This window comes from Sciscionella sediminilitoris (assembly GCF_000737195.2).
Lineage (GTDB): Bacteria > Actinomycetota > Actinomycetes > Mycobacteriales > Pseudonocardiaceae > Sciscionella > Sciscionella sediminilitoris.
The window spans coordinates 1-26,737 of the sequence record NZ_JALM01000021.1 but is presented as its reverse complement, the minus strand read 5'-3'; the positions used below and the strand labels follow the sequence as shown (position 1 = coordinate 26,737).

Annotated in this window: 19 protein-coding genes; 16 read left to right on the top strand and 3 right to left on the bottom strand. The window is 68.2% G+C overall.

Going from position 1 to position 26,737, the window contains the following annotated elements:
• Nucleotides 1–126: 126 nt before the first annotated feature.
• The 6 genes from AD72_RS11350 to AD72_RS11325 are packed head-to-tail and all read left to right on the top strand — an operon-like array spanning nt 127 to nt 14,322.
• The gene (locus AD72_RS11350) at nt 127–6,765 is read left to right on the top strand and encodes a type I polyketide synthase (protein ID WP_082468877.1); all 6,639 of its coding nucleotides are present in this window, start codon (nt 127–129) and stop codon (nt 6,763–6,765) included.
• Between the two features lie 8 nt (nt 6,766–6,773).
• Nucleotides 6,774–10,901, top strand: coding sequence for a type I polyketide synthase (locus AD72_RS11345; RefSeq protein WP_051898502.1), 4,128 nt, complete (start codon nt 6,774–6,776; stop codon nt 10,899–10,901).
• Between the two features lie 27 nt (nt 10,902–10,928).
• Nucleotides 10,929–11,243, top strand: coding sequence for an acyl carrier protein (locus AD72_RS11340; RefSeq protein ID WP_031466431.1), 315 nt, complete (start codon nt 10,929–10,931; stop codon nt 11,241–11,243).
• Nucleotides 11,244–11,246: 3 nt separating this feature from the next.
• The gene (locus AD72_RS11335) at nt 11,247–12,089 is read left to right on the top strand and encodes an alpha/beta fold hydrolase (protein ID WP_031466430.1); all 843 of its coding nucleotides are present in this window, start codon (nt 11,247–11,249) and stop codon (nt 12,087–12,089) included.
• On the top strand, nt 12,086–13,258 hold the full coding sequence (locus tag AD72_RS11330; RefSeq protein WP_031466429.1) for a glycosyltransferase: 1,173 nt from the start codon (nt 12,086–12,088) through the stop codon (nt 13,256–13,258). Before AD72_RS11335 ends, AD72_RS11330 begins: the two co-directional genes overlap by 4 nt.
• Nucleotides 13,255–14,322 carry a class I SAM-dependent methyltransferase gene (locus AD72_RS11325; RefSeq protein WP_031466428.1) on the top strand — a complete coding sequence of 356 codons (1,068 nt, stop codon included), beginning with the start codon at nt 13,255–13,257 and terminating at the stop codon, nt 14,320–14,322. The genes AD72_RS11330 and AD72_RS11325 overlap by 4 nt, the downstream gene beginning before the upstream one ends.
• 58 nt (nt 14,323–14,380) lie before the next feature.
• On the opposite strand, the gene AD72_RS11320 is transcribed toward AD72_RS11325, so the two are convergent.
• Nucleotides 14,381–15,262, bottom strand: a complete 882-nt coding sequence (locus AD72_RS11320; RefSeq protein WP_037345429.1) for a MurR/RpiR family transcriptional regulator — start codon at nt 15,260–15,262, stop codon at nt 14,381–14,383.
• A gap of 145 nt (nt 15,263–15,407) precedes the next feature.
• On the opposite strand from AD72_RS11320, the gene AD72_RS11315 reads away from it, so the two are divergent.
• The 9 genes from AD72_RS11315 (at nt 15,408) to AD72_RS11275 (ending at nt 22,882) form a co-directional block, all read left to right on the top strand.
• Nucleotides 15,408–16,181 carry an amino acid ABC transporter ATP-binding protein gene (locus AD72_RS11315; protein ID WP_031466426.1) on the top strand — a complete coding sequence of 258 codons (774 nt, stop codon included), beginning with the start codon at nt 15,408–15,410 and terminating at the stop codon, nt 16,179–16,181.
• Nucleotides 16,178–17,104, top strand: a complete 927-nt coding sequence (locus tag AD72_RS11310; RefSeq protein WP_031466425.1) for a transporter substrate-binding domain-containing protein — start codon at nt 16,178–16,180, stop codon at nt 17,102–17,104. Before AD72_RS11315 ends, AD72_RS11310 begins: the two co-directional genes overlap by 4 nt.
• Before the next feature lie 11 nt (nt 17,105–17,115).
• A complete protein-coding gene (locus tag AD72_RS11305) occupies nt 17,116–17,754 on the top strand; it encodes an amino acid ABC transporter permease (RefSeq protein WP_051898501.1) in 639 nt (212 codons plus the stop codon).
• Nucleotides 17,751–18,575, top strand: coding sequence for an amino acid ABC transporter permease (locus tag AD72_RS11300; protein ID WP_031466423.1), 825 nt, complete (start codon nt 17,751–17,753; stop codon nt 18,573–18,575). Before AD72_RS11305 ends, AD72_RS11300 begins: the two co-directional genes overlap by 4 nt.
• Nucleotides 18,576–18,583: 8 nt before the next feature.
• Nucleotides 18,584–20,065, top strand: a complete 1,482-nt coding sequence (locus AD72_RS11295; RefSeq protein WP_051898500.1) for a serine hydrolase domain-containing protein — start codon at nt 18,584–18,586, stop codon at nt 20,063–20,065.
• Nucleotides 20,062–20,904, top strand: a complete 843-nt coding sequence (locus tag AD72_RS11290; protein ID WP_051898499.1) for an alpha/beta hydrolase family protein — start codon at nt 20,062–20,064, stop codon at nt 20,902–20,904. The genes AD72_RS11295 and AD72_RS11290 overlap by 4 nt, the downstream gene beginning before the upstream one ends.
• The gene (gene menC / locus AD72_RS11285; protein WP_031466420.1) at nt 20,901–22,007 is read left to right on the top strand and encodes an o-succinylbenzoate synthase; all 1,107 of its coding nucleotides are present in this window, start codon (nt 20,901–20,903) and stop codon (nt 22,005–22,007) included. The genes AD72_RS11290 and menC overlap by 4 nt, the downstream gene beginning before the upstream one ends.
• Before the next feature lie 98 nt (nt 22,008–22,105).
• Nucleotides 22,106–22,393 carry a putative quinol monooxygenase gene (locus tag AD72_RS11280; protein ID WP_031466419.1) on the top strand — a complete coding sequence of 96 codons (288 nt, stop codon included), beginning with the start codon at nt 22,106–22,108 and terminating at the stop codon, nt 22,391–22,393.
• A gap of 18 nt (nt 22,394–22,411) precedes the next feature.
• Nucleotides 22,412–22,882 (top strand): GNAT family N-acetyltransferase, encoded by a 471-nt coding sequence (locus AD72_RS11275; protein ID WP_031466418.1) that lies wholly within the window; start codon nt 22,412–22,414, stop codon nt 22,880–22,882.
• Nucleotides 22,883–23,193: 311 nt separating this feature from the next.
• Here the strand turns inward: AD72_RS11275 and AD72_RS11270 are convergent, their stop codons facing one another.
• Both AD72_RS11270 and AD72_RS11265 read right to left on the bottom strand, forming a co-directional pair.
• Nucleotides 23,194–24,213 (bottom strand): hypothetical protein, encoded by a 1,020-nt coding sequence (locus tag AD72_RS11270; RefSeq protein WP_156365137.1) that lies wholly within the window; start codon nt 24,211–24,213, stop codon nt 23,194–23,196.
• Nucleotides 24,210–24,677 (bottom strand): hypothetical protein, encoded by a 468-nt coding sequence (locus AD72_RS11265; protein ID WP_156365136.1) that lies wholly within the window; start codon nt 24,675–24,677, stop codon nt 24,210–24,212. Before AD72_RS11265 ends, AD72_RS11270 begins: the two co-directional genes overlap by 4 nt.
• 537 nt (nt 24,678–25,214) lie before the next feature.
• On the opposite strand from AD72_RS11265, the gene AD72_RS11260 reads away from it, so the two are divergent.
• Entirely contained in the window at nt 25,215–26,417 is a 1,203-nt protein-coding gene (locus AD72_RS11260; RefSeq protein ID WP_231644790.1) for an MFS transporter, read from the top strand.
• Nucleotides 26,418–26,737: the final 320 nt, after the last annotated feature.

The following is a 26,737-nucleotide window of genomic DNA, read 5'->3' as shown; positions in this document are numbered from 1 at the left end:
GTCACGTTGACTGGTAGCGTCGCCAACTGCGATCGATGAAACGGGGAGACTTCTTTGCCAGGCATATCCTCAAAGGGCGGGTTCGTCATTGGTATTTGCCCGTTCGGGCTACCGGATCCGCGATTTGTGGCAGCGGTGTGCGCAGCGGGCGAGCTGGGGGTGCTCGATCTCGGTGACGGCGGACGGCGTTCCAAGCGGGCGCTCGCGCAGGCGATTCGCTGGGCACCAGGCGCAATCGGCGTGCGCGTCTCGGGCGACTGCACTCTTTCGGTGGACGAATTCACCGCATTGTGCGACGCGAAAAGTGTGGACACGGTCGTACTCACCGCCGATGCGAACTGGCGTGCCGGGGAATTGACCGGCAGGCGGGTCCTGGTCGAGGTGGTCAGTCTGGCCGAAGCGGTGGCGGCTGTCGAGTCCGGCGCGGCCGGGCTCATCGCACGGGGCAGCGAGAGCGGCGGCAGGGCGGGCGAACTCAGCACCTTCGTGCTGCTCCAGCAACTGCTCGCGGACGAGCGGGTTTCCGTCGGAGTGTGGGCGGCGGGCGGTATCGGCCCGCACACCGCGGCCGCCGCGGTGCTCGGCGGTGCCGCCGGGGTGGTCCTGGACAGTCAGCTCGCCCTGCTCGCCGAGATGCGGCTGCCGGTCGCGGTCGCCAGGGCCCTGCGCACCATGGACGGTTCGGAACCGGTGATCGAGAACGGCAACCGGGTGCTGCGCAGCCAGGCGGCCGGGGAACCGATCGCGGTCGGCCAGGACGGTTGCCTCGCCGCCGGTTTCGCCCGCCGCCACCACGACATCGGCAGCGCGATCCGGGCGGTCCGCACGGCGATCGAGGAAGCGGCGCACCCGGATGCGGCGGAGGCGCTGCGCCCCGGCTCGGCGCTGAGCCGGGCACTCGGCACCCGGCTTCCGGTGGTACAGGGCCCGATGACCAGGGTCAGCGATGAAGCGGAATTCGCCGCCTCGGTCGCGGATCAGGGCGGGCTGCCGTGTATCGCGCTCGCGCTTTCCACCGCCGAACAGTCCCGCGCGATCCTGCGGCGCACCCGGGAACAGGTGGGCGACCGGCCTTGGGGCGTGGGGATCCTCGGCTTCGCCGACGAGCGAACCCGGACCGCGCAGCTCGAGGTCATCCGGGAACAGCGGCCGAGTCACGTGATCATCGCAGGCGGGCGGCCGACCCAGGCAGCCGCGATCGAGGACGCGGGCATCGCCACCTTCCTGCACGTTCCCTCGCCCGGGCTGCTGAGCCAGTTCCTCGCCGCGGGCGCGCGCAAGTTCGTCTTCGAGGGCGCCGAGTGCGGTGGGCACATCGGCCCGAAGAACAGCTTCACCCTGTGGGAAGCGCAACTCGCGGTGCTCGAGGAATTCCTGGCGCACAACGGGCAGCAGGCGAGTGAACTCCAGGTGCTGTTCGCCGGAGGGGTGCACGACGAGCGGTCCGCGGCGATGGTCGCCGCGCTGACCGCACCACTGACCGCGCGTGGAGTCGCGGTCGGCGTGCTGATGGGCACCGCCTATCTGTTCACCGAGGAAGCCGTGGCACACGGAGCGATCCGGCCGCTGTTCCAGCAGCAGGTGCTCGGCGCGGAACGGACCGATCTGCTGGAAACCGCACCCGGCCACGCGACCAGGTGCGTCAGCGGTCCGTTCACCGAAGACTTCCACGCGACCGAGGACGAACTACGGGAAAGCGGGGTCACCGGCCGCGAACTGTGGGAGCGGCTGGAGCAGTTGAACGTCGGACGGCTGCGGATCGCCAGCAAGGGCATCGAACGCCGCGGCGAACAGCTCGTCGAGGTCGACGAAGCGCGCCAGCGCAGCGAGGGCCTTTTCATGGCGGGCGAAGTCGCCCGGCTGCGCGCGGGTGTGACCACGATCGCCGAACTGCACGGCACGGTGACCGAACGGGCGGCCGCGTTCCTCGGCGAGCACGCGGCGCGGCTGCGGGAATCCCTCGGCGGTACGCCCGAATCCGGCGCGCCCGAGCCGGTGGACATCGCCGTCGTCGGGATGTCGGCGATGCTGCCCGGGGCCGCGGACCTGGACACCTTCTGGTCCAATGTGCTGCGCGGCGTGGACTCGATCACCGAGGTTCCCCAGGAACGCTGGGACCCGCGGATCTACTACTCGGAGAACGGCGAACCCGGCACCACGGCCTCGAAATGGGGCGGATTCCTTCCGGAGATCCCGTTCGATCCGCTCAGCTACGGGATCCCGCCCTCGGCGCTGGGCAGCATCGAGCCGGTGCAGCTGCTCGCGCTCGAGTCGGCGCGCAGGGCGCTCGCCGATGCGGGCTACGGCGACCGCGAATTCGACCGGAAACGGACCTCGGTGCTGTTCGGTGCCGAGGCGGGAAGCGATCTGTCCAACGCCTCCGTGCTGCGCACCGTGCTGCCCGCCTATCTCGGCGAGCTTCCGGAGGAGCTTGCCGGGCAACTGCCGGAGCTGACCGAGGACTCCTTCCCCGGTGCGCTGGCCAATGTCATCGCCGGGCGCATCGCGAACCGGCTCGATCTCGGCGGCACCAACTACACGGTGGACGCGGCCTGCGCCTCCTCGCTGGCCGCCGTGGACATCGCCTGCAAGGAACTCACCACGCACAGCAGCGACATGGTGCTGTGCGGCGGCGCGGATCTGCACAACGGCATCAACGACTATCTGCTGTTCTCCTCGGTACAGGCACTGTCGCCGACCGGGAAGTCGCGCACCTTCGACCAGTCCGCCGACGGCATCGCGCTCGGTGAGGGGGTTGCCTGCCTCGTGCTGAAACGGCTCGCCGATGCCGAACGCGACGGCGACCGGATCTACGCGGTCATCAAGGGGGTCGGCGGGGCCAGCGATGGCAAGTCCCTCGGGCTGACCGCGCCCCGCCCGGAAGGGCAGCGCGCCGCGCTGGAGCGCGCCTACCGCAACGCGGGCATCGATCCCTCCGAAGTCGAGCTGATCGAGGCGCACGGCACCGGAACCGTGGTCGGCGACCGCACCGAACTGGCCACGCTGACCGAGATGTTCACCGAGGCGGGCGCCCGGCCGGGCGGTTGTGTGCTCGGCTCGGTGAAATCGCAGATCGGGCACACCAAATGCGCGGCGGGCCTGGCCGGACTGGTCAAGACCGCACTCGCGCTGCACACCGGAATCCGCCCGCCGACGCTGAACCTCAGCGAGCCGACCCCGGCCTGGAAACCGGCGGAAAGCCCGTTCGCCTTCCATACCGAGGCGCGCCCATGGGCGACCGCGCCGAGCGAACGGGTCGCCGGAATCAGCGCGTTCGGGTTCGGCGGTACCAACTTCCACGTCGTACTGCGCGGTCACGAGGGCCCGCCGCCCGCGCACGCACTGCCGGACTGGCCGGCCGAACTGTTCGTGTTCCGCGGTGCGAGCGAGGAGGCAGCGCACCGTTCGGTGCGGCAACTGCTGGATCTGCTCGCGGCCGGGGAAACCGGGCGGCTCCGGGATTTCGCGCTGAACACCGCACTGCGTGCGGACGCACAGACCGCTCCGGTGCGGATCGCCGTGGTCGCCACCGATCCCGGCAACCTCACCGAGCTGCTGCACCGCGCGCTGGCCGGGGAGCACGACCCGGCGTCCGGTCTGTTCCGCGCCGAAGAGCAGCGACCCGAGGGGGACCTGGCCTTCCTCTTCCCCGGGCAGGGCAGCCAACGGGCAGGCATGCTCGCCGCGCTGTTCGTCGCCTTCCCCGAGCTGCACCGCTACCTGGAGCTCGGGGAGGAACTGGCCGAACTGCTGCACCCGGCGGCCGCCTTCGAAGCCGAGGGACGTGCGGCGCAGACGGAACGGATCACCGACACCAGGGTGGCGCAGCCGGTGCTCGGGATCACCGGGCTGGCGGTGCACGAACTGCTCGGCAGGGCCGGGATCACGCCCTCGGTCGTCGCCGGGCACAGCTACGGTGAACTGGTCGCGCTCACCGCGGCGGGCGCGATCGAGCCGGAATCCCTCGTGGCACTGAGCAAACGGCGCGCCGAGGCCATCCTGGACTCGGTCGGCGAGGAACCGGGCGCGATGGCCGCGGTCTCCGCGGCGAACCAGAAGGTCGCACTCTCGCTTGCCGAGTTCGGGCTCACCGAGCAGGTGGTGGTGGCCAACCACAACGCCCCGGAACAGACCGTGATCTCCGGACCGGCCGAGGCGATCGAGCAGGCGGTGCACCGGTTCCGGGAAAGCGGCCTCGGCGCCAAGCGCATCCCGGTCGCCTGCGCGTTCCACAGCCCGCTTGTCGCTGAGAGCGAACGGATCTTCGCCGCGACCCTGGCCGGGGAACCGGTGCACGAACCCGAGATCCCGGTGTACGCCAACCGGACCGCGACGGTCTACCCGGATCGCCCGGAGTCGGTCCGCGCCGAGCTGGCCGCGCAACTGGCCAATCCGGTGCGGTTCGTCGACCAGATCGAGTCGATGTACGCGGCCGGGGTGCGGGTGTTCGTCGAGACCGGACCCGGAGCGGTGCTCAGCGGTTTCGTGGCCAAGATCCTCAAGGACCGTCCACACCGGACGATCACCACCCAACCGGGCCGCCGCGGGGACATCACCGACCTGCTGTTCGCGCTCGCCCAGCTCGCCGTTGCCGGGGCCGAACCGCGCACCGCGTGGCTGGTGGACGGCCGCGGCGCGGTGGACCCGGAAACGGCAACCCGAACCAAGAATCCCCAGTGGACAGTCAATGGCCAGCTGGTGCGCAACGCCTCCGGGGAGATCCCGGCCGGTGCACTGGCCCCCGCACGCCGCATACAGGAGAACACCGTGTTTTCATCCCGCCCCTCCAACGGCGGTCCAGGCGATCCGGAAGCGCTGATCGCCGAATTCCTGCGCAGCAGCAGGGAAATGGTCAACGCACAACGGGATGTGCTGTTGAGCTACCTCGGCCCCGCCGCCGCACGGCCCGCCTTCGAGGCCGTCCCCGCGCCGAGCCAGGAACTGCCCGCGGTGGAGACCGTTCCGGCCCCGGCCGAACCCGCTCCCGAGCAGCACACCGAACCGCAACCGGCCGCCGATATCCCCGCCGTGGTGCTCGGCATCATCGCGGACCGTACCGGTTACCCCGCCGAGATGATCGAACCCGAACTCGATCTGGAAGCCGATCTCTCCATCGACTCCATCAAGCGCGCCGAGATCGCCGGTGAGATCGGCACCCGGCTCGGCATCCAGGGCACCCTGGCCGATGAGCAGATGGAGGAACTCACCAAGGCACGCAGCATCGCGGCCATCACGTCCTGGCTCACCGAACGGCTCGACGGCGCACCGGAAGCCGCGGAGCCGGTCACCGAGGAAGCCACCGCACCGGTGACGGGTGAGGCACCGCGCAGGTTCGAGCTGCGCCGGATACCGCTGACCGCCGCAGCCGGTGCACCGGACTCGGTGCAGGGCAAGCGCTTCCTGTTCGTGGGCGCGGACCATCTCGCCGAGGCGATCGGCGCCGAACTGGCCCGGCACGGCGCCGAGTTGCTGCGGGGCGCCGCGGACCGGGACCCCGGCGAACACGTCGACGGACTGATCCACGCCGGCACCCTGTCCGATGTGGACACCGAGACGTTTCCCGGGAGCTTTCCGCTGTACCGCACCGTATTGGGCAACGGTGCCCGGTGGCTGATCGCGCTCGCACCGGAAACCGGTGCCGGGCACTCGGCCGGGCTGCGTGGGTTTTTCCGTACCGTGGCGCGCGAATACCCGGACACCCTGGCCCGCCTGGTGGAACTCGATCCGGAAACGGCACCGGCCGAGCTGGCCACCTCCGTGCTGGACGAGCTGTGCCGTGCCGAACCGGCCCCCGTGGTGTGGCGCTCCGGCACGGATCGGTACGGACTGGAACCGGTCGAGGCCTCGCTGGGTGCCCTGGCCACCAACGGATCCGGGCCCGCGGGCACCGGGGTCAGCGAGGCACGGGCGATCGGCCTCGACCAGGATTCGGTGGTGCTGCTGTTCGGTGGCGGGCGCGGGATCACCGCCCGGTTCGCCGGTCTGCTCGCCGCGAGCAGCCAGTGCCGGATCCACCTTGCCGGGCGCACCCCGCTGCCGGAGGGACCCGAGGACCCCGCGATCGCCGCCGCGACCACCCCGGCCGAGCTGCGCAGCGCGGTGATCAAGAGCGGAGTACGCAGCCCGGCCGATGTCGAGCGCGAGGTGTCCGGAATCCTGGCCCAGCGCGAGGTTTCCGGCACCCTCGCCGAACTCCATGCGCTCGGCTCCGAGGTCGAGTACCACACCGTGGATGTCCGGGACGCCACCGCGGTGGCCGGCCTGCTCAAGCAGGTGCACGCGGAACACGGCAGGCTGGACGGAGTCGTGCACGCCGCCGGGGTGCTCGCCGACCGGCTGATCGCGGAGAAGGACCTCGAATCCTTCAGCCGGGTGTACGACACCAAGGTCGGTGGCGCCCGGGCCTTGCTCGACGAGCTGACCAGCCTGGACACCAAGCCCTCGTTCACCGTGTTCTTCGGCAGCATCGCCGCGGTGTACGGCAACCGGGGCCAGGCCGACTACGCGGCGGCCAACGACGCCCTGGAGACGATCGGCGCGAACTGGGCCGCACACACCGGAAACCGCGCGCTGACCGTCCACTGGGGACCGTGGGCGGCCACCGGTAACCACGACGGCATGGTGACTCCGGAGCTGATGCGCGAGTACGACAAGCGCGGCATCCGGCTGATCGACCCCGAGGAGGGCGTGCTCGCGCTGCTGCGCGAACTGGCCTGGGGCGAGCAGGGCAACAACGCGGTGGTGTACACCGCTTCGGGTTGGTGAGCCAGGAAATGACCGGTGTGGCCATCGTCGGTATGGCAGCACTCTTCCCGGGGTCCGGAAACCTGGACTCCTACTGGGCCAACCTGCGCGCCGGGGTAGACGCGATCACCGAGGTCCCCGCCGGCCGCTGGGACACCACCAAGCGCGAGCACCCCGAGGATGCGGCCGAACTGGTCTACTGCCGCCGCGGCGGGTTCATCGACGAACACGCCGAGGTGGATCTGACCAGATTCGGCATCATGCCGAACTCGGTTGCCGATACCGAGCCCGATCAGCTCATCGCGCTGCACGTCGCGGCGCAGGCCATCGAGGACAGCGGCGGCGAGAACCGGCTGCCCGATCGGGGCCGGATCGGCGTGGTTCTCGGCCGCGGCGGCTACATCGGCCCCAGCATGGCCCGGTACAACCAGCGCGTGCGCATCGCCGGACAGCTGGTGCACACCCTCGGCGAACTGCTTCCCGAGCTGAGCCCCGCCCAGCTCGACAAGGTGCGCGGGGCGTTCACCACGCAACTGGGTTCGAACCAGCCGGAATCGGCGATCGGGCTGATCCCCAACCTCGCCGCGTCCCGGCTCGCGAACCGGCTGGATCTCGGCGGACCCGCGTACACCGTGGACGCCGCCTGCGCCTCCTCGCTGGTCGCCGTGGACCAGGCGATCGGCGAGCTGCACAGCGGCCGCTGCGATCTGGTGCTCGCCGGCGGCATGCATCACTGCCACGACATCACGTTCTGGAGCGTGTTCGCCCAGCTCGGGGCGCTGTCCCGCAGCGAACGCATCCGGCCGTTCCACCGGGACGCGGACGGCATCCTCATCGGCGAGGGCACCGGGATGGTGGCGCTCAAACGGCTCGCCGACGCCGAACGGGACGGGGACCGGATCTACGCGGTGCTGCGCGGGAGCGGGGTTTCCAGCGACGGCAAGGGATCCAGCCTGCTCAACCCGGATCACGGCGGTCAGGTGCGGGCGGTGCGCCAGGCCTGGGAGCGCGCCGGGCTGGACCCCGCCGAGCCCGATTCGGTCGGACTGCTCGAGGCGCACGGCACCGCGACCCCGGCCGGGGACGGTACCGAACTGGCCACGCTCGCCACGGTGTTCGGCGCCGGAAATCCCGCGGTGATCGGTTCGGTGAAGTCGATGATCGGGCACACCATGCCAGCCGCGGGAATCGCGGGCCTGATCAAGGCCGCCCTCGCCGTGCACCACCGGACACTGCCGCCCACCCTGCACTGCACCGATCCGCACCCGCTCCTGGCCGAAACCCGGTTCCGGCCGACCGAAACCGCCCGGCCCTGGGAGGCGGACGGACCGCGCAGGGCCGCGGTGAACGCCTTCGGGTTCGGCGGCATCAACGCACACGTGGTGCTCGAGGAACACGCGCACACCCCGGCGCGGGCGAGCGGCACGGTCACCGAGCCGGAACAGGTGCTGCAGCTCGCCGCGTCGGATCCGCGCGCGCTCGCCGCACTGCTCGACCGCGAGGACACCGAGATTCGCGGCATGCCAACGGGTTCTGGCCCGAGCAGGTTGTCCATTGTGGACCCGACGAAGAGGCGGCTCGCGCTGGCCCGCAAGCTGCTCGGCCGCGAGGATGCCCGTTCCTGGCGCGGCCGCAACGATGTGTGGTTCTACCCAGCGCCACTGCTCGGCGATGGCGGGAAACTGGCCTATCTGTTCCCCGGGCTGGAAGCGGAGTTCACGCCGAACGTCGAGGATGTGGCGCGCCGCTTCGGGTTCACCTTCGACACGGGTGGCTCGCTGGTCGGGAACACCGGGCGGCACGGGCACGCGGTGGCCCAGCTCGGCCGGTCCCTGGACGGCGTGCTGCGCAGGATCGGGATCGCCCCGGACGGGGTTGCCGGGCACAGTATCGGCGAATGGACCGCGATGACCGCGAGCGGAATGCACCGCGCGGAGGCCATCGACGAATTCCTCGACACCTACGATCCCGACTCGCTGCAAATGCCCGATGTGGCCTTCGCGGCGATCGGCACCTCGGCCGAACGGGTGCGCGAAGCCCTCGCCGAACACCCGGGCATCACGCTGTCCCACGACAATGCCCCCAACCAGTCGATGGTGTGCGGACCGGCCGCGGAGGTGGAGGCCTTCGTGGCGGGATTCCGTGCGCGGCAGGTGATGTGCCAGGTATTGCCATTCCGCTCGGGCTTCCACACCCCGATGCTGGCGCCCTACCTCGACCCGATCCGGGAGAACGCCGACCGCCTGGAACTGCACCGGCCCAACGTGCCGATCTGGTCGGCGACCACCGCGGAACCGTATCCGGAATCCGCCGAGGCGGTGCGCGAACTGTTCGTCCGGCACCTGCTCGAACCGGTCCGGTTCCGGCAGCTGATCACCGCGATGTACCAGGCGGGGTACCGGGTGTTCGTGCAGGCCGGGACCGGGCAGCTCACCTCGCTGGTCACCGACACCCTGCAGGAGCACGACCACCTCGCGGTGGCGGCGAGCTCCGGGCGCCGGACCGGGATGGCCCAGCTGCGCAGGGTGACCGCCGCGGTGTGGGCCGCCGGTGGTCCGGACACCGTGGCAGCACTGGAATCCGCGGGCACCCGGCCACGGCACTCGATGCGGCTGAACCTCGGCAGCCCCACGGTTGCCCTCGACGATCCCACCCGGGACTCACTGCGTTCGCTGCTCGGTGCCCCGCGTGCCACCGGACTGTCCGAGTCGTCCGCATTGGACGCCGTGGCCGCGAGTTCCCCGATGGCCGCGGAATTCCGTGCCCTGCTGCACGAAACCGCGGACTCCGTCGGCACCGTGCTCGCGGCGCGGCAGCGCACCTCGCAGGCAAGGCTCCGGGAATTCGGCACGCGGTTACGGGTGTCCATCGAGGACATGCCGTACCTGCTCGATCACTGCTTCTTCCGGCAGCGGGCGGACTGGCCCGAACTCGCCGACCGGTTCCCGGTACTGCCCGCGACCACGATGATCGCGCACCTGATGCGGCTCGTCGAGCAGGCGGTACCCGGCCGCGTGGTGATCGGCCTGCGCGATGTCGTGCTGAACCGGTGGATCACGGCCCTTCCCGCGAGCGAGCTCCCGGTGACCGGCCGCCCCGTCGGGGACGACCTGATGGAGGTACGGATCGGCGAGCACGCGAGCCTGGTGGCCGAACTCGCCGAACGGCACCCCGCAGAATCCCCGGCCGCCTGGGCGATTCCCCCCGGGGAGCGCGCCCCGGAGATGACCGCGGCCGAGCTCTACACCAGGCGGTGGATGTTCCACGGCCCCCGGTTCCAGGGTGTGGTGGAACTGCTCGGGATCGGCGAACGGCATGCCCGGGCGGTGCTGATCACTCCGGAGGCGCCCGGCGCCCTGCTGGACAACGTCGGCCAGGTGCTCGGCTACTGGGTAGTGGCCACCCTGCCCAGCCGCGCCTCGGTCTTTCCCGCGCGGTTGAGCCGGATCCGGTTCCACGGCCCGCATCCCGAGCCCGGGAAACGGCTGCACTGCACCGTTCGGATCACCGCCGTCACCGACACCACGGTGGTCGCCGAGGCGCAGCTGTCCGTCGACGGCCGAGTATGGGCGGAGTTCGGCGACTGGACCGATCGCCGATTCGACAACTCTCCGCAGACGGTCGTGGTGGAACGCTGGCCCGAGCGCAACACGCTCTCCCTGCGCCAGAACGGTGGCTGGACACTGCTTTCCGAGCACTGGACGGATCTGGCCAGCCGCGAACTCGTGCTGCGCAACCATCTCGGCCTCGCCGAACGCGAGGAGTACGAAAACCTGTCACCGCGCGAACGGCGTGCCTGGCTGCTGCACCGGATCGCGATCAAGGATGCGGCCCGTATCTGGTTGTGGGACAACGGATGGGGCCCGCTGTATCCCGCCGAGATCGGGGCTCATGAGCACGCGGACGGCCATGCCGTGGTGTACGGGGTCTGCCGTGACCCGCTGCCCGAACTGGATGTCCGCGTGGCACACAGTGGGGAGGTCGCCGTGGCCATCGCCGGTCCGGCGGGCAGCGATCCGGGGATCGGCATCGAACCGGTCACCGATTCCGCGGCGGAGAGCCGATTCGCGCACGCGCACCCGGAATACGCGCGGGTCACCGATCCCTGGAGACCCGGCAACGACTATCTGGTCGCCTGGACCACCGACGAGGCATGAACACCCACATCTGAAAGGCAGGACGTCATGACCGAGAGCGAACTGGCCACGGTGGCCGACGAGCAGACGGTGCTCGCCGAGATCGCGGACATGCTGGCGCAGGTGCTGGAGGATATGGAGCTCACCGCGACCGAGGTCGGCATGGAGGACACCTTCCACGAGGACCTCGGCATGGAGAGCATCGACCTGGTGATGCTCGGCAACCTGCTCAGCGAACGGTACGGGGACCGGGTGAACTTCGCCGAGTTCGCCGCCGAGCTCGACCTCGAGGCGATCATCGCACTCACCGTCGGCGATCTGGTCACCTACATCGTGCGGCGGCTCGGCGGCGAGGAACACTGACCGATGCCGTTCGTCACCGCCAACGGTGCCCGCCTGCACGTGCAACGGCTGGCCGCGAAATCCACCGAGCCCGGCCCGGAGCAGCCGACCGTGGTGTTCATCCACGGCCTCGGCTGGGACAGCCTGGCCAGCTTCTACTTCACCCTCGGTGCGCCCGCCGCGTCCGCGGGTTGCCACGTGGTCACCTACGATCTGCGCGGTCACGGCAAAAGCGAGCGCCCGGCGCACGGCTACACCCTGGGGGACGCCGTCGCGGACCTCGCCGGGCTGCTGGACGAGCTGGCGATCACCGGGCCGGTGCACCTTGTCGGCAACTGTTTCGGTGGCACGGTCGCGTTCAGCTTCGCGCACCGCTACCCGGAGCGGGTCGCCAGCATGGTCGTCATCGAATCGGAGCCCGCGACCGAGGCCTGGTCGGTGAAACTGCGCGAACTGCTCGGCAACGCGACCGATCACCTGCTGCATCCCGAGGTGCTGAACTGGATCAGCGAGAACCGCGGCGCGCACACCGCCCGGCGCACTGTGGCCGCGGGCAAGATCTTCACCGCGACCACGATGGCCACCGAGATCCCGCGCGGTCCGCTGCTCGGCGAGGCGGAGCTCGCCACGATCGATTGCCCGGTACTGGCCATCTTCGGCAGCGAGTCGGATCTGGTCCAGGTGGCCGATCGGCTGCCGCGGCTGCTGCCCTCCTGCAAGGTGGCGATCATCGAGGGCCGGGATCACTCGGTGCTCGCCGAGGCCCCGCAATCGGTGCGCGAACTGATGGTGCCGTGGATCAGACGGCACCGGCCACAGCACAGCGCGGTGGGCGCGCCGGAAGCAGAAGGGGAGGGAGAGCGATGAGTCGTTTCCTTTTCGTGGTGCCCCCGCTGGTCGGGCACATCAACCCCACCGTCGGCGTGGCCGGTTGTCTCGCCGAAGCGGGACACGAGGTCGCCTGGGTCGGCGATGCGGAGATGGTGCGCACCCTGGCCGGGGACCGTCATCCGATCTACGACTGCAGCACCGCGGTCGTGCTCGGACAGCGCCCGCCACAGGTCCGGCACGTGGAAGCGCTCCGCTACCTGTGGGAGGGTTTCCTCATCCCGCTCGGCGAGGCCATGGTGCCCGGTGTGCTCGCGGCCGTCGAGGAGTTCGGCCCCGATGTGCTCGTGGTGGACCAGCAGGCCTTCGCCGGTGCGCTGGTCGCCGAACAGCTCGGCATTCCCTGGGTCACCTCGGCGACCACCTCCGCCGCGTTCGACGACCCGCTGATCGGCCTGCCCAAGATCGAAGCCTGGGTGCGCGATCAGCTCGACGGGTTGTGGGCCCGGTTCGGCCATGCCGAGCGGGTCATCGATCCACAGTTCTCCCCGACGCTGGTGCTCGCGTTCACCACCCGGGCGCTGCTCGGCCCGGAACACGTTCCCGAGCCTGCCGTGCGGTTCGTCGGGCCGTCCATCGCCGAACGCCCCGCGGACGCGGATTCTCCCTGGCACACCTGGAAAGACGAGCGTCCCGCGGTACTCGTCACGTTGGGCACCGCCAATGTGGACGCTGGCGGGGACTTCCTTTCCCGGTGCGCCACGGCGCTGGCCGAGCGCGATGTCCGGGCGGTGATCGTGGATCCGGGCGGCGTGCTCGGCCCGCAGCCGCCGCACGTGCTCGTCCGCGCGCACATTCCCCAGCTTTCCGTGCTGCCCCAGGTGGACGCGGTGGTCTGCCACGCGGGACACAACACGGTGTGCGAAACGCTGTGGCACGGGCTACCGCTCGTGCTCGCACCGATCCGGGACGATCAGCCGGTCGTCACCAAACAGGTCGTCGAGGCGGGCGCCGGAGTACGCCTGCGGTTCGCCAGGTCCGGAGCCGAACGGATCGGCGCGGCCATCGACGAGGTACTCACCGAACCGTCCTATCGGGACAGTGCGCTGCGCATCCGGGATTCGTTCCACACCGCGGGCGGAGCGCCTACCGCAGCAGCAGAACTGGCGGGAGTCGCCGCCAAGCTCAACGGAAGGATAGCGTCATGACGTCGAAAAAAGCCGAACACGCGGCCATGGTCGAAGAACTGCGGCCGGTGTATCGCGCTGACCTCGCGGACGGCACCGAGCGGTTCTTCGAGGCACGCAGGGAAACCTGCCCGTGGTGCGAATCCAGCCGGCTGCGCAGGCACGTGCGGTCCAACGACGTGGTCCAGCTCAAACCGGGCCGGTTCAACCTGGACCGCTGCACGGCATGCGGGCACATCTTCCAGAATCCGATGCTCAACGATGCCGGTCTCGAGTTCTACTACCGCGACTTCTACGACGGTCTCGGCGAGCAGGACATGAACTCGGTGTTCGAGCAGAACAAAAAGGGTTACCGGTCCCGCGCCGAGGCGGGCAAGACCGTCATGGATCCCGAGACCTGGCTGGATGTCGGAACCGGGCACGGGCATTTCCCGCAGGTCGCGAAGGAACTGTTCCCGAAAACCCGGTTCGACGGCCTCGACCTGAGCGACGGCGTCAAACTGGCCGAGGAAGCGGGCCGGATCGACAAGGGCTACTGCGGGGACATCACCGAACTGTCCGAACAGCTCGCCGACAGCTACGACGCGGTGAGCATGTTCCACTACCTCGAACACACCTCCGACCCGCGTGAGCACCTCGCGGCCGCGCTGCGGATGCTGCGCCCCGGCGGGCACCTCATCATCGAGGTACCCGATCCGGAATGCCGGTGGAACCGGTTCCTCGGCCGCTGGTGGCTGCCGTGGATGCAGCCGCAGCACCTGAACTTCGTCTCGATCGGGAACCTGCGCACCGCGCTCGCCGAACTCGGGGCCACCGTGGTCGTCGAACAGCGCGACGAATCCCGCAGCTGCGATGATCTGCCGCTTTCCCTGTGGCTGGCGCTGAACAACGCCACCCGCAGCGGCGAGAACGCGCCCTGGATCCCTGCCCCCTCGCGGGCGAGGAAACTGCTGCGCTCCGCAGCGATCATCGCCGCCATCCCGCTGTTCGCGCTGTCCGTCGTGGTGGACCGCGCCGTGATGAAACTGTTCAAGGACCGCGGATTCTCCAACGCCTACCGGGTCGTCGCCGCCAAGAACTCCTGATTCGCCGAACAGGAACTCGACTGGCCCGGCCGCGCACCAGGCTGGGCCAGTCGAGTATTCAGCGCTGTTTGCGCTTGGTGTCCCGCGCGCCTGGGGCCAGCTGCTCACGCAAACCGGTCAGCAGCTCGGAGGTCTGTTCGGCGCGCGCCTCATCGCGCCCGGCAACGGCGAGCAGCACGGCATCGGTGACCGTCATCGCGGCGAGGCATTCACCGGTGCTGCCGCTCGGCGCGTGCACGGCCTGCAGGCAGGCGCCGACGCGTTCGCGCAGCCGCGTCTCGAGCGAATCGGTGACCAGTACGACCGAGGCACCCACCGTTTCGGCATGGCCCAGCAGCACCTCGCATTCGGTCAGCATCCTGCCGGGCGCGTACAACACGATGCAGGCGTCCCCGGTAATCGCGAGCAGTTCGTCGGCGAGCAGGAATCCGGAACCGGAGATGTCGTGCGCGCGCAGGCCGAGCCGGTTGAGGCGTTTGGTCAGGTACCGCGCGGAGAGCGCCGAAACGCCCACCCCGAAGGCGAAGGTCTCGGCCGCCGCGGTGAGCCGTTCCACCGCCGCGGCCACATCCTCCCCGCTGACCAGGCGCAGGGTCTCCTGCAACCGCTCGACCGCCTCGGCGAAGACGTACCGCAGCGTCGAGTCGTGATCATCGCCGGTGTGCTCGATGCGCCTGCGCAGCCGCACCGAGGGACGGACCTCGTCGACCAGTGACCGTCCGACCTGCTGCTTGAGCTCGGGCAGTCCGTTGTAGCCGAGCGTGCGCGCGGTACGCACGACCGTCGCATCACTGGTCTCGGTGAGCCTGCCCAGCTGCTCGGCGGTCGCGAAGAGCGCGTCGTGCGCGTGTTCCCGCAGGTACTCGACGACCCGCAGCTCCGCGGGGGAGAGCGCGTCACGGTGGTTGTCCACGCGTTCGGCGAACGAGATCTCGTCCATCGCTTGAAAGTCTACACGACAACTATTGACAGTATCGTAGTTGTCACTACAGTACTTGTAGCGAGAACCCCAGCTACAAAACAATCCGTAGTTCTCACGACACAGTTCTCCCGACACTCCCCGGACCTGATGGGAATCGATGGCGATGACCACCACTGACACACAGCCACTCGTGCGACTCAACGGAGTCGGCAAGTCCTTCGGCGAGACCAAGGTGCTCGACGGGATCGATCTGGACATCGCACCCGGCGAAGTGGTGGTGGTGATCGGGCCGTCCGGCTCCGGCAAATCCACCCTGTGCCGCTGCATCAACCGCCTCGAGCCGATCGACGAGGGCACGATCGAGTTCGACGGGAAGACCCTGCCCGAGGAAGGCAACGCGCTCGCCGAACTGCGCGCCGATATCGGCATGGTCTTCCAGTCGTTCAACCTGTTCGCGCACAAGACGGTGCGCGAGAACGTCACGCTCGGCCCGATCCGGGTGCGCAAACGCGGCAAGCAGGAGGCGAACCAGCGCGCCGAGGAGCTGCTGGCCAGGGTGGGAGTCGCGGAACACGCGGACAAGCCCCCGGCGCGGCTTTCCGGTGGCCAGCAACAACGTGCGGCGATCGCGCGGGCACTGGCGATGGATCCGCGCGTGCTGCTGTTCGACGAGCCGACCAGCGCCCTCGACCCGGAGATGGTGCACGAGGTGCTCGATGTCATCACCGGACTCGCCGCCGAAGGCCGGACCATGGTCGTAGTGACCCACGAAATGGGTTTCGCGCGCCGGGTCGCCGACCGCGTGCTGTTCATGGCCGATGGCCGGATCGCCGAGTCCGGGAATCCCGAGGACTTCTTCGCGCACCCGAAAACCGAGCGCGCCAAGGATTTCCTGTCCAGGGTTCTCGAGCACACCGAAAGCAGGCCCGCCTCGTGAGCACGCGTTACCCCAACCGGCGCAGCGCCCTGTTCGCCCTCGGGGCACTGCCGCTGCTGGCCTCGTGCAGCGGAAGCGAAACCGAGCGCACCGCGGGCAATCCGCGCTATGCCACGATCGACCAGTCCAGCGCCATCGCGCACGGCCCGGTCGCCGGGCGGCTGCCGCGCACCCCGACCATCGACGAAATCCGGCAACGGGGTTATCTGCGCCAATCCGGTTCGCTGACCAATCCCGGTTTCGCGCTGGAGAACGTGAAAACCGGTGCGGTCACCGGATTCGACGCGGGTATCGCGCAGCTGCTCGCCAAGTACCTGCTCGGCAAGCCCGAGGTGGACACCGTTACCGGTGGTTCGGACACCCGCGAAGCCATGCTCGGCAACCATTCCGTGGACGTGGCCATCGGCACCTACACCATCAAGGAGAACCGCGCGCGGCTGGTGAACTTCGCGGGCCCGTACTACGTGGCGCATTCCGGGGTGCTCGTCGCCGCGGACAACCACGACATCCGGAAACTGAGCGATCTCGACGGCCGCAGGGTCGCCGTGCAACCGGGTGCCGCCGAGGAATCCCTGCGCAAGGAGGTCCCGGACGCCATCCCGGTGCTGTTCGAACAGTCCTCGCAGAACGCGTCCGCGGTGCGTCAGGGGCGAGTCGTCGCCTGGTCGGCGAACACCGCGCTGCTGCTCGGGAAATCCGTGATCGACAAGGAACTGCGGATGACCGATATCGCCTTCGGTTCCAGTCCGTTCGGGATCGGCACGCCCAAGGACGATCCGGTGTTCAAGTCGGTGGTCGTGGAGTTCCTGAACCGGATCATGGCCGACGGCACCTGGCGCAAGCTCTGGGAGTGCACGGTCGGCGTGCTGACTCCCGGCCCCGCGCCCCATCCACCCCGCGTCGGCTCGGTTCCCGGTTCCTGAAGGAGGCTTGCGTGTTCGGCTCATACGGCGAAGACCTGCTCGCGGGATTCGGTGAAACCGTTCTGGTCACCGTGACCGCTTTCCCGATCGCTTTCGCCATCGGCATCGTGCTCGCGGTGTTCCGGATCAGCCCGGTGCGCCCGCTGCGCATCGCGGGACGGCTCTACGTCGACGTGGTGCGCAACTCGCCGCTGCTGCTGATCGTGGTGCTGCTGATCTTCGGACTCCCGGACGCCGGGCTGCTGCTCCCGCTGTTCTGGTGCTTCGTGCTCGGTCTCGGCGGCTATTTCGGCGCCTATGTCTGCGAAACGGTCTGCTCCGGGATCCGCATCGTGGACCGCGGGCAGATCGAAGCGGCGCGCGCCATCGGCCTGCCGTTCCGCCGGGTGCTCACGGATGTGCTGCTGCCCCAGGCCTTGCGCGCCATGGTGCAGCCGCTGGGCACCATCCTGATCAACACCGCGCTCGGTTCGGCGCTCGGTGCCGCGGTCGGGATTTCCGAGCTCACCCTGGAAACGCGGTCGTTCAATCTGGACACCGCGCAGCCGGTGCTCGCCTTCCTGACCGCGGCCTGCGGATATCTGGCCATCAACCTGCTCGTCAGCCTCGGTGTCCGGCTGCTCGAGCGGAAAGCGCGGGTACTGCGATGAACAGCACTGCGAAGACCGGCACGGCGGACGACGCCCTGTTCGATCAGCTCGGCCCGCGGGCGCGCGCCCGCCTGCGGACGGTTTCGATCATCGCGACGGTTGTCCTGCTCGCCGTGGTCACCGGGATGCTCATCGCGCTCGGCGCCTCCGGACAGCTGGATCCGGACCGCTGGGCGATCCTGGTCGACGGCGACTATCTCGGGTTCCTGGCGACCGGGCTCGGGCTGACTCTGGTCGTCGGCCTGGTTTCCACGGCCCTTTCGGTGATCCTCGGGGTGCTGCTCGCGCTCGGCAGGATCAGCCGGTCGGCCTGGCTGCGGTTGCCGTGTGCCGGACTCATCGAGTTCTTCCGCGCCATGCCGCTGTTGCTGATCCTGTTCTTCATCATGTTCGCCATGCCGATGCTCGGCCTGCGGCTGCCGACCTTCTGGCAGCTGGTGCTCGCGATCGTGGCGCATGCCTCGGCGATCTTCGCGGAGATCGTGCGCGCCGGGATCCTGTCCATCGGCAGCGGACAGAGTGAGGCGGGCAAGGCGATCGGGCTGCGCCACCGCGAGGTCATGGGCCTGATCGTGCTGCCCCAGGCGACACGGGCACTGACCCCGGCGCTGATCACGCAGATGGTGCGCACCATCAAGGAATCCAGCCTCGGCTATGTGGTCGGGCTCAGCGAACTGCTGAACAACGGCAAGATCCTCAGCGAGTTCACCGGCAACTTCATCCAGTCCTTCATCGGCGTCGGGCTGTTCTACATCATCGTCAACATCGTCCTTTCCCGGGTCGCCGAACGGCTCACCTCCCGGGTAGGCAAGCACGCATAGGAGTATTCGTGACCTTCCAGTACGCGGCACCGTCCGAGGCGGGCGTCGACGGCGGTTCCGTGCTCGGTTTCCTCGCCGAACTCGAGCGGCGCGGGATGTCCCTGGACAGCCTGCTGATCTATCGGGGCGGCAAGCTCGCGCTCGAGCACTACTGGTGGCCCTACCGCGCCGATCTCCCGCACACCCTGCATTCGGCGACGAAGTCCTTCGTCGGGACCGCGGTCGGGTTCGCCCTCGCCGAGGGGCACATCCGGCTCGAGGACACCCTTGTCTCGTTCTTTCCCGAGAAGGTTCCGGAAACCGCGGGGAAGAACCTGCGCGCGATCACCGTCGCCGATCTGCTCACCATGCGCACCGGGCACCGCGTCGGCCTTTCCGGGAAGACCTGGCGGCTGCTGGAAACCAGCTGGGTCACCGATTTCCTCTCCCGGGAGGTCGAGACCGAACCGGGCAAGGCCTTCACCTACTCCAGCGCCAGCTCGCACATGCTCTCGGCGATCGTGCAGCGGGCCACCGGATCCAGTGTCGCCGAATACCTCGCCCCGCGCCTGTTCGAACCGCTCGGATTCTCCGGCCACAGCTGGGACACCGATCCGGAAGGGATCTGTTCCGGGGGCAACGGGTTGAGCCTGCGCAGCATCGATTTCCTGAAGTGGGGCGTGCTGCATCTGCGCGACGGCATGTGGAACGGCGAGCGGATCCTGCCGGAAGGCTGGGTGGACGAGGCCACCTTCTGGCACGTGGCGCAGGCCAATGCCGGCAGCTGGAACGGCGCCGAGTTCGTGCCCGGCGACGGCGGGGAGGAACGCGAGGGCTACGGCTACCAGATCTGGCTGACCGAACAGGGCGGCTCCCGTGCCTCCGGGATGTTCGGCCAGGATGTGTTCGTGTTCCCGCAGCACGACGCGGTGATCACCACGACCGGCAGCATCACCCACGGACTGCACCGCTACCTTTCCGGTCTGGTGCAGGAATTCCTGCTCCCCGCGTTCGAGAGCACCCCGTCCACGGCGAGCGACACCCAGCTGGCCGCCGCACTTGCCGAGGACAATCAGGAACCGATACTGCGCTCGGCCGATCCGGAACCGGAGCTGGCGAACACCCGGTTCAGCTGCGAACCGAACGAGGACGGACTGCGCACGATCGCCTTCACCGAGTCCGACGGCGTACTGACCGTGACGCTCACCGATGCACGCGGCAGTCATGAAGTCCACTGTGGACTGTCCAGTTGGGTGGAGTCGGAGAGCACGGTCACCTGCTGGCGGCTGCACCACTCCTATCAGCCCGAGCGGATGCGCGTACTCGGCGCGGCACACTGGCGCGAGCCACGGGTGCTCGTGCTCGACTGGTACTTCGTGGAGTCCCCGTTCCACGACACGATCACCGTGGAATTCCCCGAATCCGGCGGGCTGCGCTGGTCCCGCGAGGTGAACGTGAACAGCACCGAGACGGCCCGCCCGATGATCACCGCGCACCAGGACCGGCCGTGACCGGCCCACGGATCGAGGCCCGCTTCGCGCATTACCTGTACGGCAAGGCTCCCGGCTGGGCATTGCAAACCGATCAGCGGTTCAGCTACTACACCTATGTACCGCCACGCCTGGCCGGACAGCCCGGACCGGTCCCGATCGTGCTGGTGGTGCACGGAACCCTGCGGCAGCCGACGGTCTACCGGGATGCTTTCGCGGAGTTCGCCGAGGAGCACGGTTGTGTGGTGCTCGCCCCGCTTTTCCCGTGTGGCATCGAGGATCCCGATGACGTGGACAACTACAAACGCCTGGAGCTCCACGGGATCCGGTTCGATCTGCTGCTGATCCGGATGGTCGAGGAATTCGCCGGGCGGTACGGCTTCGAGCCGGGACCGTTGCTGCTGCACGGATTCTCCGGCGGCGCGCAGTTCGCGCACCGCTTCCTGCTGCTGCACGCCGAGCGGCTGACCGCGGTCTCCATCGGCGCACCCGGCGCGGTCACCCTGCTCGACGAGGAGCGCGACTGGTGGGTCGGCACCCGCGATCTCGCCGAGCGCTTCGGGAAAGCGGTGGATCCGGCCGCACTGCGCCGGGTCCGGGTGCTCACCGTGATCGGCGAGCAGGACCACGGCGGCGAAGAGGTGTGGGTGCCGGAGACCAGCAGGCACTGGATGCCGGAGGCCAACCGGGCGGGCGCCGACCGGCAGGAGCGATTGCTCGCCCTGAAACGGAATCTGACCGCGTACGGGGTCGAAGTCGAGCGCGGTGTGGTCCCCGGCGCCGGGCACAAGGGCTCCGCCATGCTGCCGGTGGTGCGCGATTTCTTCGCCCGAATTCTGACGGAAGGAAAACCCGAGTGAAGCTGGAAAGCCTCGAACTGCGCAAGATCGCCATCCCGCGGGTGAGCGCGTTCCGTACCTCCCGGGGAACGCAGTCGACCCACCACACGCTCCTGGTGCGGATGCGCATCGACGGCGTCGAGGGCTGGGGTGAGTGCGTCGCCGAGAACGAGCCGACGTACTCGCCGGAGTACCTCGGCGGTGCCGCCGATGTCATCGAACGCTGCCTGGCGCCCCGGCTCGCCGAGGCCGAGCAGCTGAGCCCGGCACAGGTCGCGCCGCTGCTCGCGGACTTCCGCGGGCATCCGATGGCCAAATCGGCGCTGGAGATGGCGGTGCTCGACGCGCGCCTGCGTGCCCTTGGTATCTCCTTCGGCGAATACCTCGGCGGGGTGCGCACCGCGGTGCCTTCCGGGGTCTCGGTCAGCATCGCCGAGAACACCGACGATCTGCTCGACGAGGTGGACGGTCACGTGGACGCCGGATACCGGCGAATCAAACTCAAGATCCAGCCAGGCTGGGACATCGAACCGGTACGCGCCGTGCGGAAACGCTTCGGGCCCGAACTCGCACTGCAGGTCGACGCCAATACCGCCTACCGTCCCGGCGACGAGCGGCACCTGGCCGCGCTCGACGAATTCGGCCTCGTGCTGATCGAACAACCGTACGAACCCGAGGACTTCCTCGGCCACGCCGAACTGGCCAGACGCATCGAAACCCCGATCTGCCTCGACGAGTCGATCGTCTCGGCGGGGACCGCGGCCACCGCCATCAGCCTCGGCGCCTGTTCGATCATCAACATCAAACCCGGCAGGGTCGGCGGCTACCTCGAAGCGCGCCGCATTCATGACACCGCGCTCGCGCACGGGGTGCGGGTCTGGTGCGGTGGCATGGCCGAGACCGGGCTCGGCAGGGCGGGCAACGCCGCACTGGCCTCCCTGCCCGGTTTCACCCTCGCCAACGACCTCTCCGCGAGCAGCCGGTACTACGCACGCGACATCACCGAGCCGAGGACCGTCGAGAACGGGTACATGGCCGTGCCACAGGGGCCCGGCCTCGGCGTCCAGGTGCGCGAGGACGTGCTCGCCGAATACACCGAATGGAGCAAGACGCTCGGCGACTGAGCACCGCTGCCGACGAGGAGTGCGGTGGCCGATGAGTTCGGCCACCGCCGCGAGTCCCCCTCCGTAACGGCCGATTCCGACCAACGGAGGAGCAGCACATGGTGATCGTCGCCGGGCACATCCTCGTCGCCCCGGGGGACCGCGAACCCTACCTCGCGGACTGCGCGCACATCGTCGAACAGGCGCGCCGCGCACCCGGGTGCCTCGACTTCACCATCACCGCCGATCTGGTGGACACCGGCCGCATCGACATATTCGAGCGGTGGGAATCGCAGGCCGCCCTCGAAGCGTTCCGGGGCAGCGGCCCCAGCGAGGAACAGAACGCGGCCATCCGTTCCGCCTCGGTGGCCGAGTACGAGGTCGTGCGGGAGCGCCCGCTGAGCTGAGCAAGCCAGAATGGTGCCATGAACGAGACCGTGATCCGGCCCGCCCGGGACGACGAGCTGCCGACCGTGGCCGAACTTCGCTGGCGCTGGCTCCTGGAACGAGAAGGAACACCGGTCACCGGGCACGACGAGTTCGTTCGGCTGCTCACCACCTGGGCACGCGAACACGCGGCATCACATCGGTGCCTGGTCGCCGTGCGCGAGAACACGATCATCGGGATGGCCTGGCTGGCGATCATCGCGCGGGTGCCGAACCCAAGGTCACCCGAACGCGCCTCGGGCGACATGCAGTGCGTCTACGTCGTCCCCGCGCACCGCGACAGCGGGACCGGGGCACAGCTCATGTCGACCGTCCGAGCTCTCGGACGCGAGCTCGGCCTCGAACGCGTCACCGTGCACTCCAGCGAACGCGCGGTCCCGGCCTACGTCCGCAACGGGTTCACCCCCGACCCGCGCCTGCTACACGCCTGGATCGAGGAGCCCCACTGACCTCGCCAGGCACGAAAAAACCGCTCCGACCGACGTCGGAGCGGTTGCGAAAACTGTGGCCAGGGGCGGGTTCGAACCGCCGACCTTCCGCTTTTCAGGTGTGGACCGTTAAGCGCTGTGCTCAGCTGGGAAAACCCAGCGTACCAGCGAGCGCTCCCGGCACAATTGTAGGGTCGCCGATCCGGCGTGTCGGAAGCCCCGGACCCGATGCCCACAGTTCCGCAGTAACAGTCAGCGACCATGCGTCGGGGCGAGTGCTACTCGCCCCGATAACGCACGAGGTGACGCGCCGGACCGTTTGATGCGGTTGTCTATCGCAGGTGACAGGCGCTGTTCACGGCGATCGCTGGTCGGCCCTCGGCCATTTTGGCAGCCCCTCGCCGGGTGACGCTCAGGTGGAGGTCGTCTTTCTGGAGGTGCAGTTCGGGGATGGCGTCCTTGACGGTGCTGCGCACGGTGAAGCCCAGCCGTTGCCCTTCTTGGGCGAACGCGGTCTGGATCACTTGCCAGCGGGCATCGGAGATACCCGCGTAAGCGCCTGTCGGGCGCTCGACGACCTCGAGTTCCGCGTAGTCGTTGAGCTGGATGGTCTGCGGGTTGATGGGATCGTTGAATTCGCACGTGGTGTGTGCCCAGTTCTCCTCCGGCATTTCCCACTTCCAATCCACGCCACCATCGACGGTGCGCAGTTGCTGAAGGACTCGCTGGTGCAGCGGTTCCAGCACGCGTTGTATGGCGGGAAAATGCGGACGCCGTTTCGTCTCGGCGATCCGCTGGAGTTCTCGCTGGTGGTATTCGCGTTCAAATTGTTGTTGCTCGCGGTCGAGCTGCTTCTCGTACTGCGCCGAGTTGTCATGTGCCGTACCGGAACCGATCCCGAGCGAGGTGATTCCCGCGGCGATCACCAAGAGCCAGGCAAGGCCATGCCAGGGCGCAGCCGCCCGCTGCTTACGGATCCAAATCTGCCCCGGCCCCAGAACCAGCAACAGTCCGACTGTCGCGGCGACTGGAGGGAGCCAGAGCACCAGTCCCTGGACCGCGGGCGAACAGATCGCGCCGGTGGTGGAAGCACCGCAGTTAAGTGAGTTGAACGCGGCGATCAATCCGATACCGAAACTGATCGGAATGGCTATCAGCAACAGCACGGAATCCACGACGAGCGCGATCCACCGCTCACGCTGGACTGTCCGGGCATCGGGACCATCGGACCCCTGGCCCAGGGTCGACGGTTGAGCGAGACCATCCGGCTCAGCATTGCCGTCCTCGTCCCGAGGTCCGCAGCGTTCAGCAGTCTCGGGCTCGCCGCTGGCGTCCGAATCCTCGCTGGTCATCGCGACCGTTGCCGACAAGCATCACGGACCTGATGGTCAGACAAGGTGCCCAGCGTCGACCCGAGCACCAGGTTGAGTACCAGCGAAGGCCACGCCTCCAACTTGAACGCCTGATACAGCGACACGATCGAGAGCAACGCCAGGATCCGCAACAGGATCCTGGCCCAGTTCGCGCGGCGCCGCTGCAGCACGATCGCCGCCGGAATCGCGAGAACGGTCTGCACCCCACTGATCCCCAGCAAGATCGCGGTCAGCGTGGGCTCCTGGATCACGATCGCGCCGTAAATAGCCGAGACGAGCCCGATCACCGAACCAACGATCCACACGACAACGCTGTAGGTGATGTATTTGCGAACCCGATCCGGATCCCAGCTCGGCGTGGTGCCACTGGACACCTGGCCGTGACGATCTTCGCTGCCCCCAGCAGGGCCCTGCGGCCAGTACGGGCCACCAGGATTTGACATGATCCCTCCCCGGTCATGTTGGTCATGGCAACCGGACGATAACTCACAGCGATAGCTGGCGGTGGCGGTTCTGCGCATCTGCCGGTCTTGCCGCCCTTGCAATCGGAAGTGCGGAGCCAAATGACAGCGCTTGAGCGCAGGCCCGTCAGCGGCGCCGGCCCCGCGAGGCTATGGCGATAGAGCACATTTCGCCTGAAACGGATAGACGCGTAGCACCGTTGAGGGAAAGATTGACCACTTATTTGTGGCAGATTTTCGCGATTTACACCGCGTAATGGCTACGCAACAGCTCTCGCGCACCCTGCGAAAGGTCATGCCGGGCAACGGTCTCGAGCACTTCGCGACAGCTCTCCCCAAGCATTCGCCCCTCCCCCGGTCGGGGTGGGCTGAACGGGCGATTCTCGGGATGTTGGTTGTTGACTATTTTGGTTGGCCAGCGGTGTTGGTTTCACTGTTTTAGGGTTGGGCGAATACGCTGAGCACAGATCGTTGAGGGGTGACGTGCGCTGGTCAAGAGGTGGACCGACGTATCGGTCTGTGCTGGCGGTGCGGGAGTTCCGGTTCCTGTGGCTCGCCGAGGTCTCCTCGGTTTGCGGAGATCAGCTGGGACGGATCGCCTTGTCGATCTTAGTGTTCTCCCGGACCGGTTCGGCAGCGTTGACGGGGTTGACGTACGGGTTGACGTTCTTGCCGACGCTGGTGGGAAGTGTGTTCCTGACGGGGTTGGCTGATCATTTCCGGCGTCGGAACGTGATGATCGCCTGCGATGGAGTGCGCGCGGTCTTGCTGGCGGCAGTGGCGATTCCGGGTGTGCCGCTGTGGTTGTTATGTGTGCTGGTCGCGGGATCAACCCTGTTCAATGGCCCGTTCAAAGCCGGTCAGCAGGCACTACTGCCGGAAGTACTGACCGGGGATCGATACATGCTGGGGGTGTCGTTGCGGCAGGTATCGATCCAGATCGCGCAGCTGTCCGGTTTCGCGCTCGGCGGGGCGCTGGTCTCGTTCCTGTCTCCGGCCGGCACGCTACTGGCGGATTCAGGGACCTTCGTGATCTCGGCCGTGCTGCTGGGATGCTTGGCATCGCGCCCGGTGCGACCGAGGGAAGGCGAGCGTGCGTTGAGCCCGCGCGGGCTCGGGCGCGGCGTCGCCGCGATCATGAGGGATCGCCGCTTGCTGGTGCTGGTCGCGGTGGGGGTGCTGAACGTGTTCCATATCGTCCCGGAAGGGATCGCTGCTCCGTACGCACACCAGCTTGGACTCGGACACTATGCCGTGACGCTCATTCTGGCTGCTGCTCCGTTCGGCGCCGTGATCGGTGCATTCGTCTTCGGCAGACTCGTACCGGCACGTCGGCAGGCAGGGCTGCTCGGGCCAGTCGCGGTGCTGGCGGGAGCGGTGCTGGTGCCGCTGTTCGTCCCGGTCGGTTTGGTGTGGTCGCTGGTGTTGTTCGCGATCAGCGGCGGACTGGCAACGATTTACACGATGTACTCAGGTGCCCTGACCGCGCAGTTGGCGCCTGAACCGAAACGGGGGCGGATCACCGGGGTCAACAGCGCTGTCCTGCACACCTCGAACGGATTGGGCCCGATGCTCGGCGGACTGCTCGCCGGGGCGCTCCTACCCAGCACCGCGGTCGCGATCGCGGGGGCCGTCAGCGTGGTCCTCGCCGTAATGATCGCCATGAGCTGGGCAAATGCCCGTCGCAGATCACCTATGCCCCAGGCTGCAGTGAGCGCATGAGGCATAGGGCAGCTGCGGAATCTGTGTTCGGTGTGGTTCAGTGCTCGGTCGACATGTCCACGACCTCATTCCTCGAACGGGTGAAAACGGGACTCATCGGCATGGTATCGGAATCCACCTTGACTTCCCACGTGTCTAGTCACGCCACCGCGAAAGCAAGCGGTGATCACGCATGAGCGCTCAGTCAAAACGGTTGCCATTGTGGACATGGTTTCGCGAGTGGTCACTGTGGCAACTGCGGCCAGTATTGATCGGCTGGTATCTGCTGGTCGATCTTGCCGCGATCGCGGTCATCGCTCTCGGCAAGATCGACCAGCAGA

What these genes read in the sequence shown, in the direction of transcription:
- AD72_RS11280 (WP_031466419.1), top strand. Translation starts at nt 22,106, where the DNA reads ATGGTGATCGTCGCCGGGCACATCCTCGTCGCCCCGGGGGACCGCGAA.
- AD72_RS11345 (WP_051898502.1), top strand. Translation starts at nt 6,774, where the DNA reads ATGACCGGTGTGGCCATCGTCGGTATGGCAGCACTCTTCCCGGGGTCC.
- AD72_RS11300 (WP_031466423.1), top strand. Translation starts at nt 17,751, where the DNA reads ATGAACAGCACTGCGAAGACCGGCACGGCGGACGACGCCCTGTTCGAT.
- AD72_RS11265 (WP_156365136.1), bottom strand. Translation starts at nt 24,677, where the DNA reads ATGTCAAATCCTGGTGGCCCGTACTGGCCGCAGGGCCCTGCTGGGGGC.
- AD72_RS11320 (WP_037345429.1), bottom strand. Translation starts at nt 15,262, where the DNA reads ATGGACGAGATCTCGTTCGCCGAACGCGTGGACAACCACCGTGACGCG.
- AD72_RS11330 (WP_031466429.1), top strand. Translation starts at nt 12,086, where the DNA reads ATGAGTCGTTTCCTTTTCGTGGTGCCCCCGCTGGTCGGGCACATCAAC.
- AD72_RS11325 (WP_031466428.1), top strand. Translation starts at nt 13,255, where the DNA reads ATGACGTCGAAAAAAGCCGAACACGCGGCCATGGTCGAAGAACTGCGG.
- AD72_RS11315 (WP_031466426.1), top strand. Translation starts at nt 15,408, where the DNA reads ATGACCACCACTGACACACAGCCACTCGTGCGACTCAACGGAGTCGGC.
- AD72_RS11335 (WP_031466430.1), top strand. Translation starts at nt 11,247, where the DNA reads ATGCCGTTCGTCACCGCCAACGGTGCCCGCCTGCACGTGCAACGGCTG.
- AD72_RS11275 (WP_031466418.1), top strand. Translation starts at nt 22,412, where the DNA reads ATGAACGAGACCGTGATCCGGCCCGCCCGGGACGACGAGCTGCCGACC.
- AD72_RS11340 (WP_031466431.1), top strand. Translation starts at nt 10,929, where the DNA reads ATGACCGAGAGCGAACTGGCCACGGTGGCCGACGAGCAGACGGTGCTC.
- AD72_RS11270 (WP_156365137.1), bottom strand. Translation starts at nt 24,213, where the DNA reads ATGACCAGCGAGGATTCGGACGCCAGCGGCGAGCCCGAGACTGCTGAA.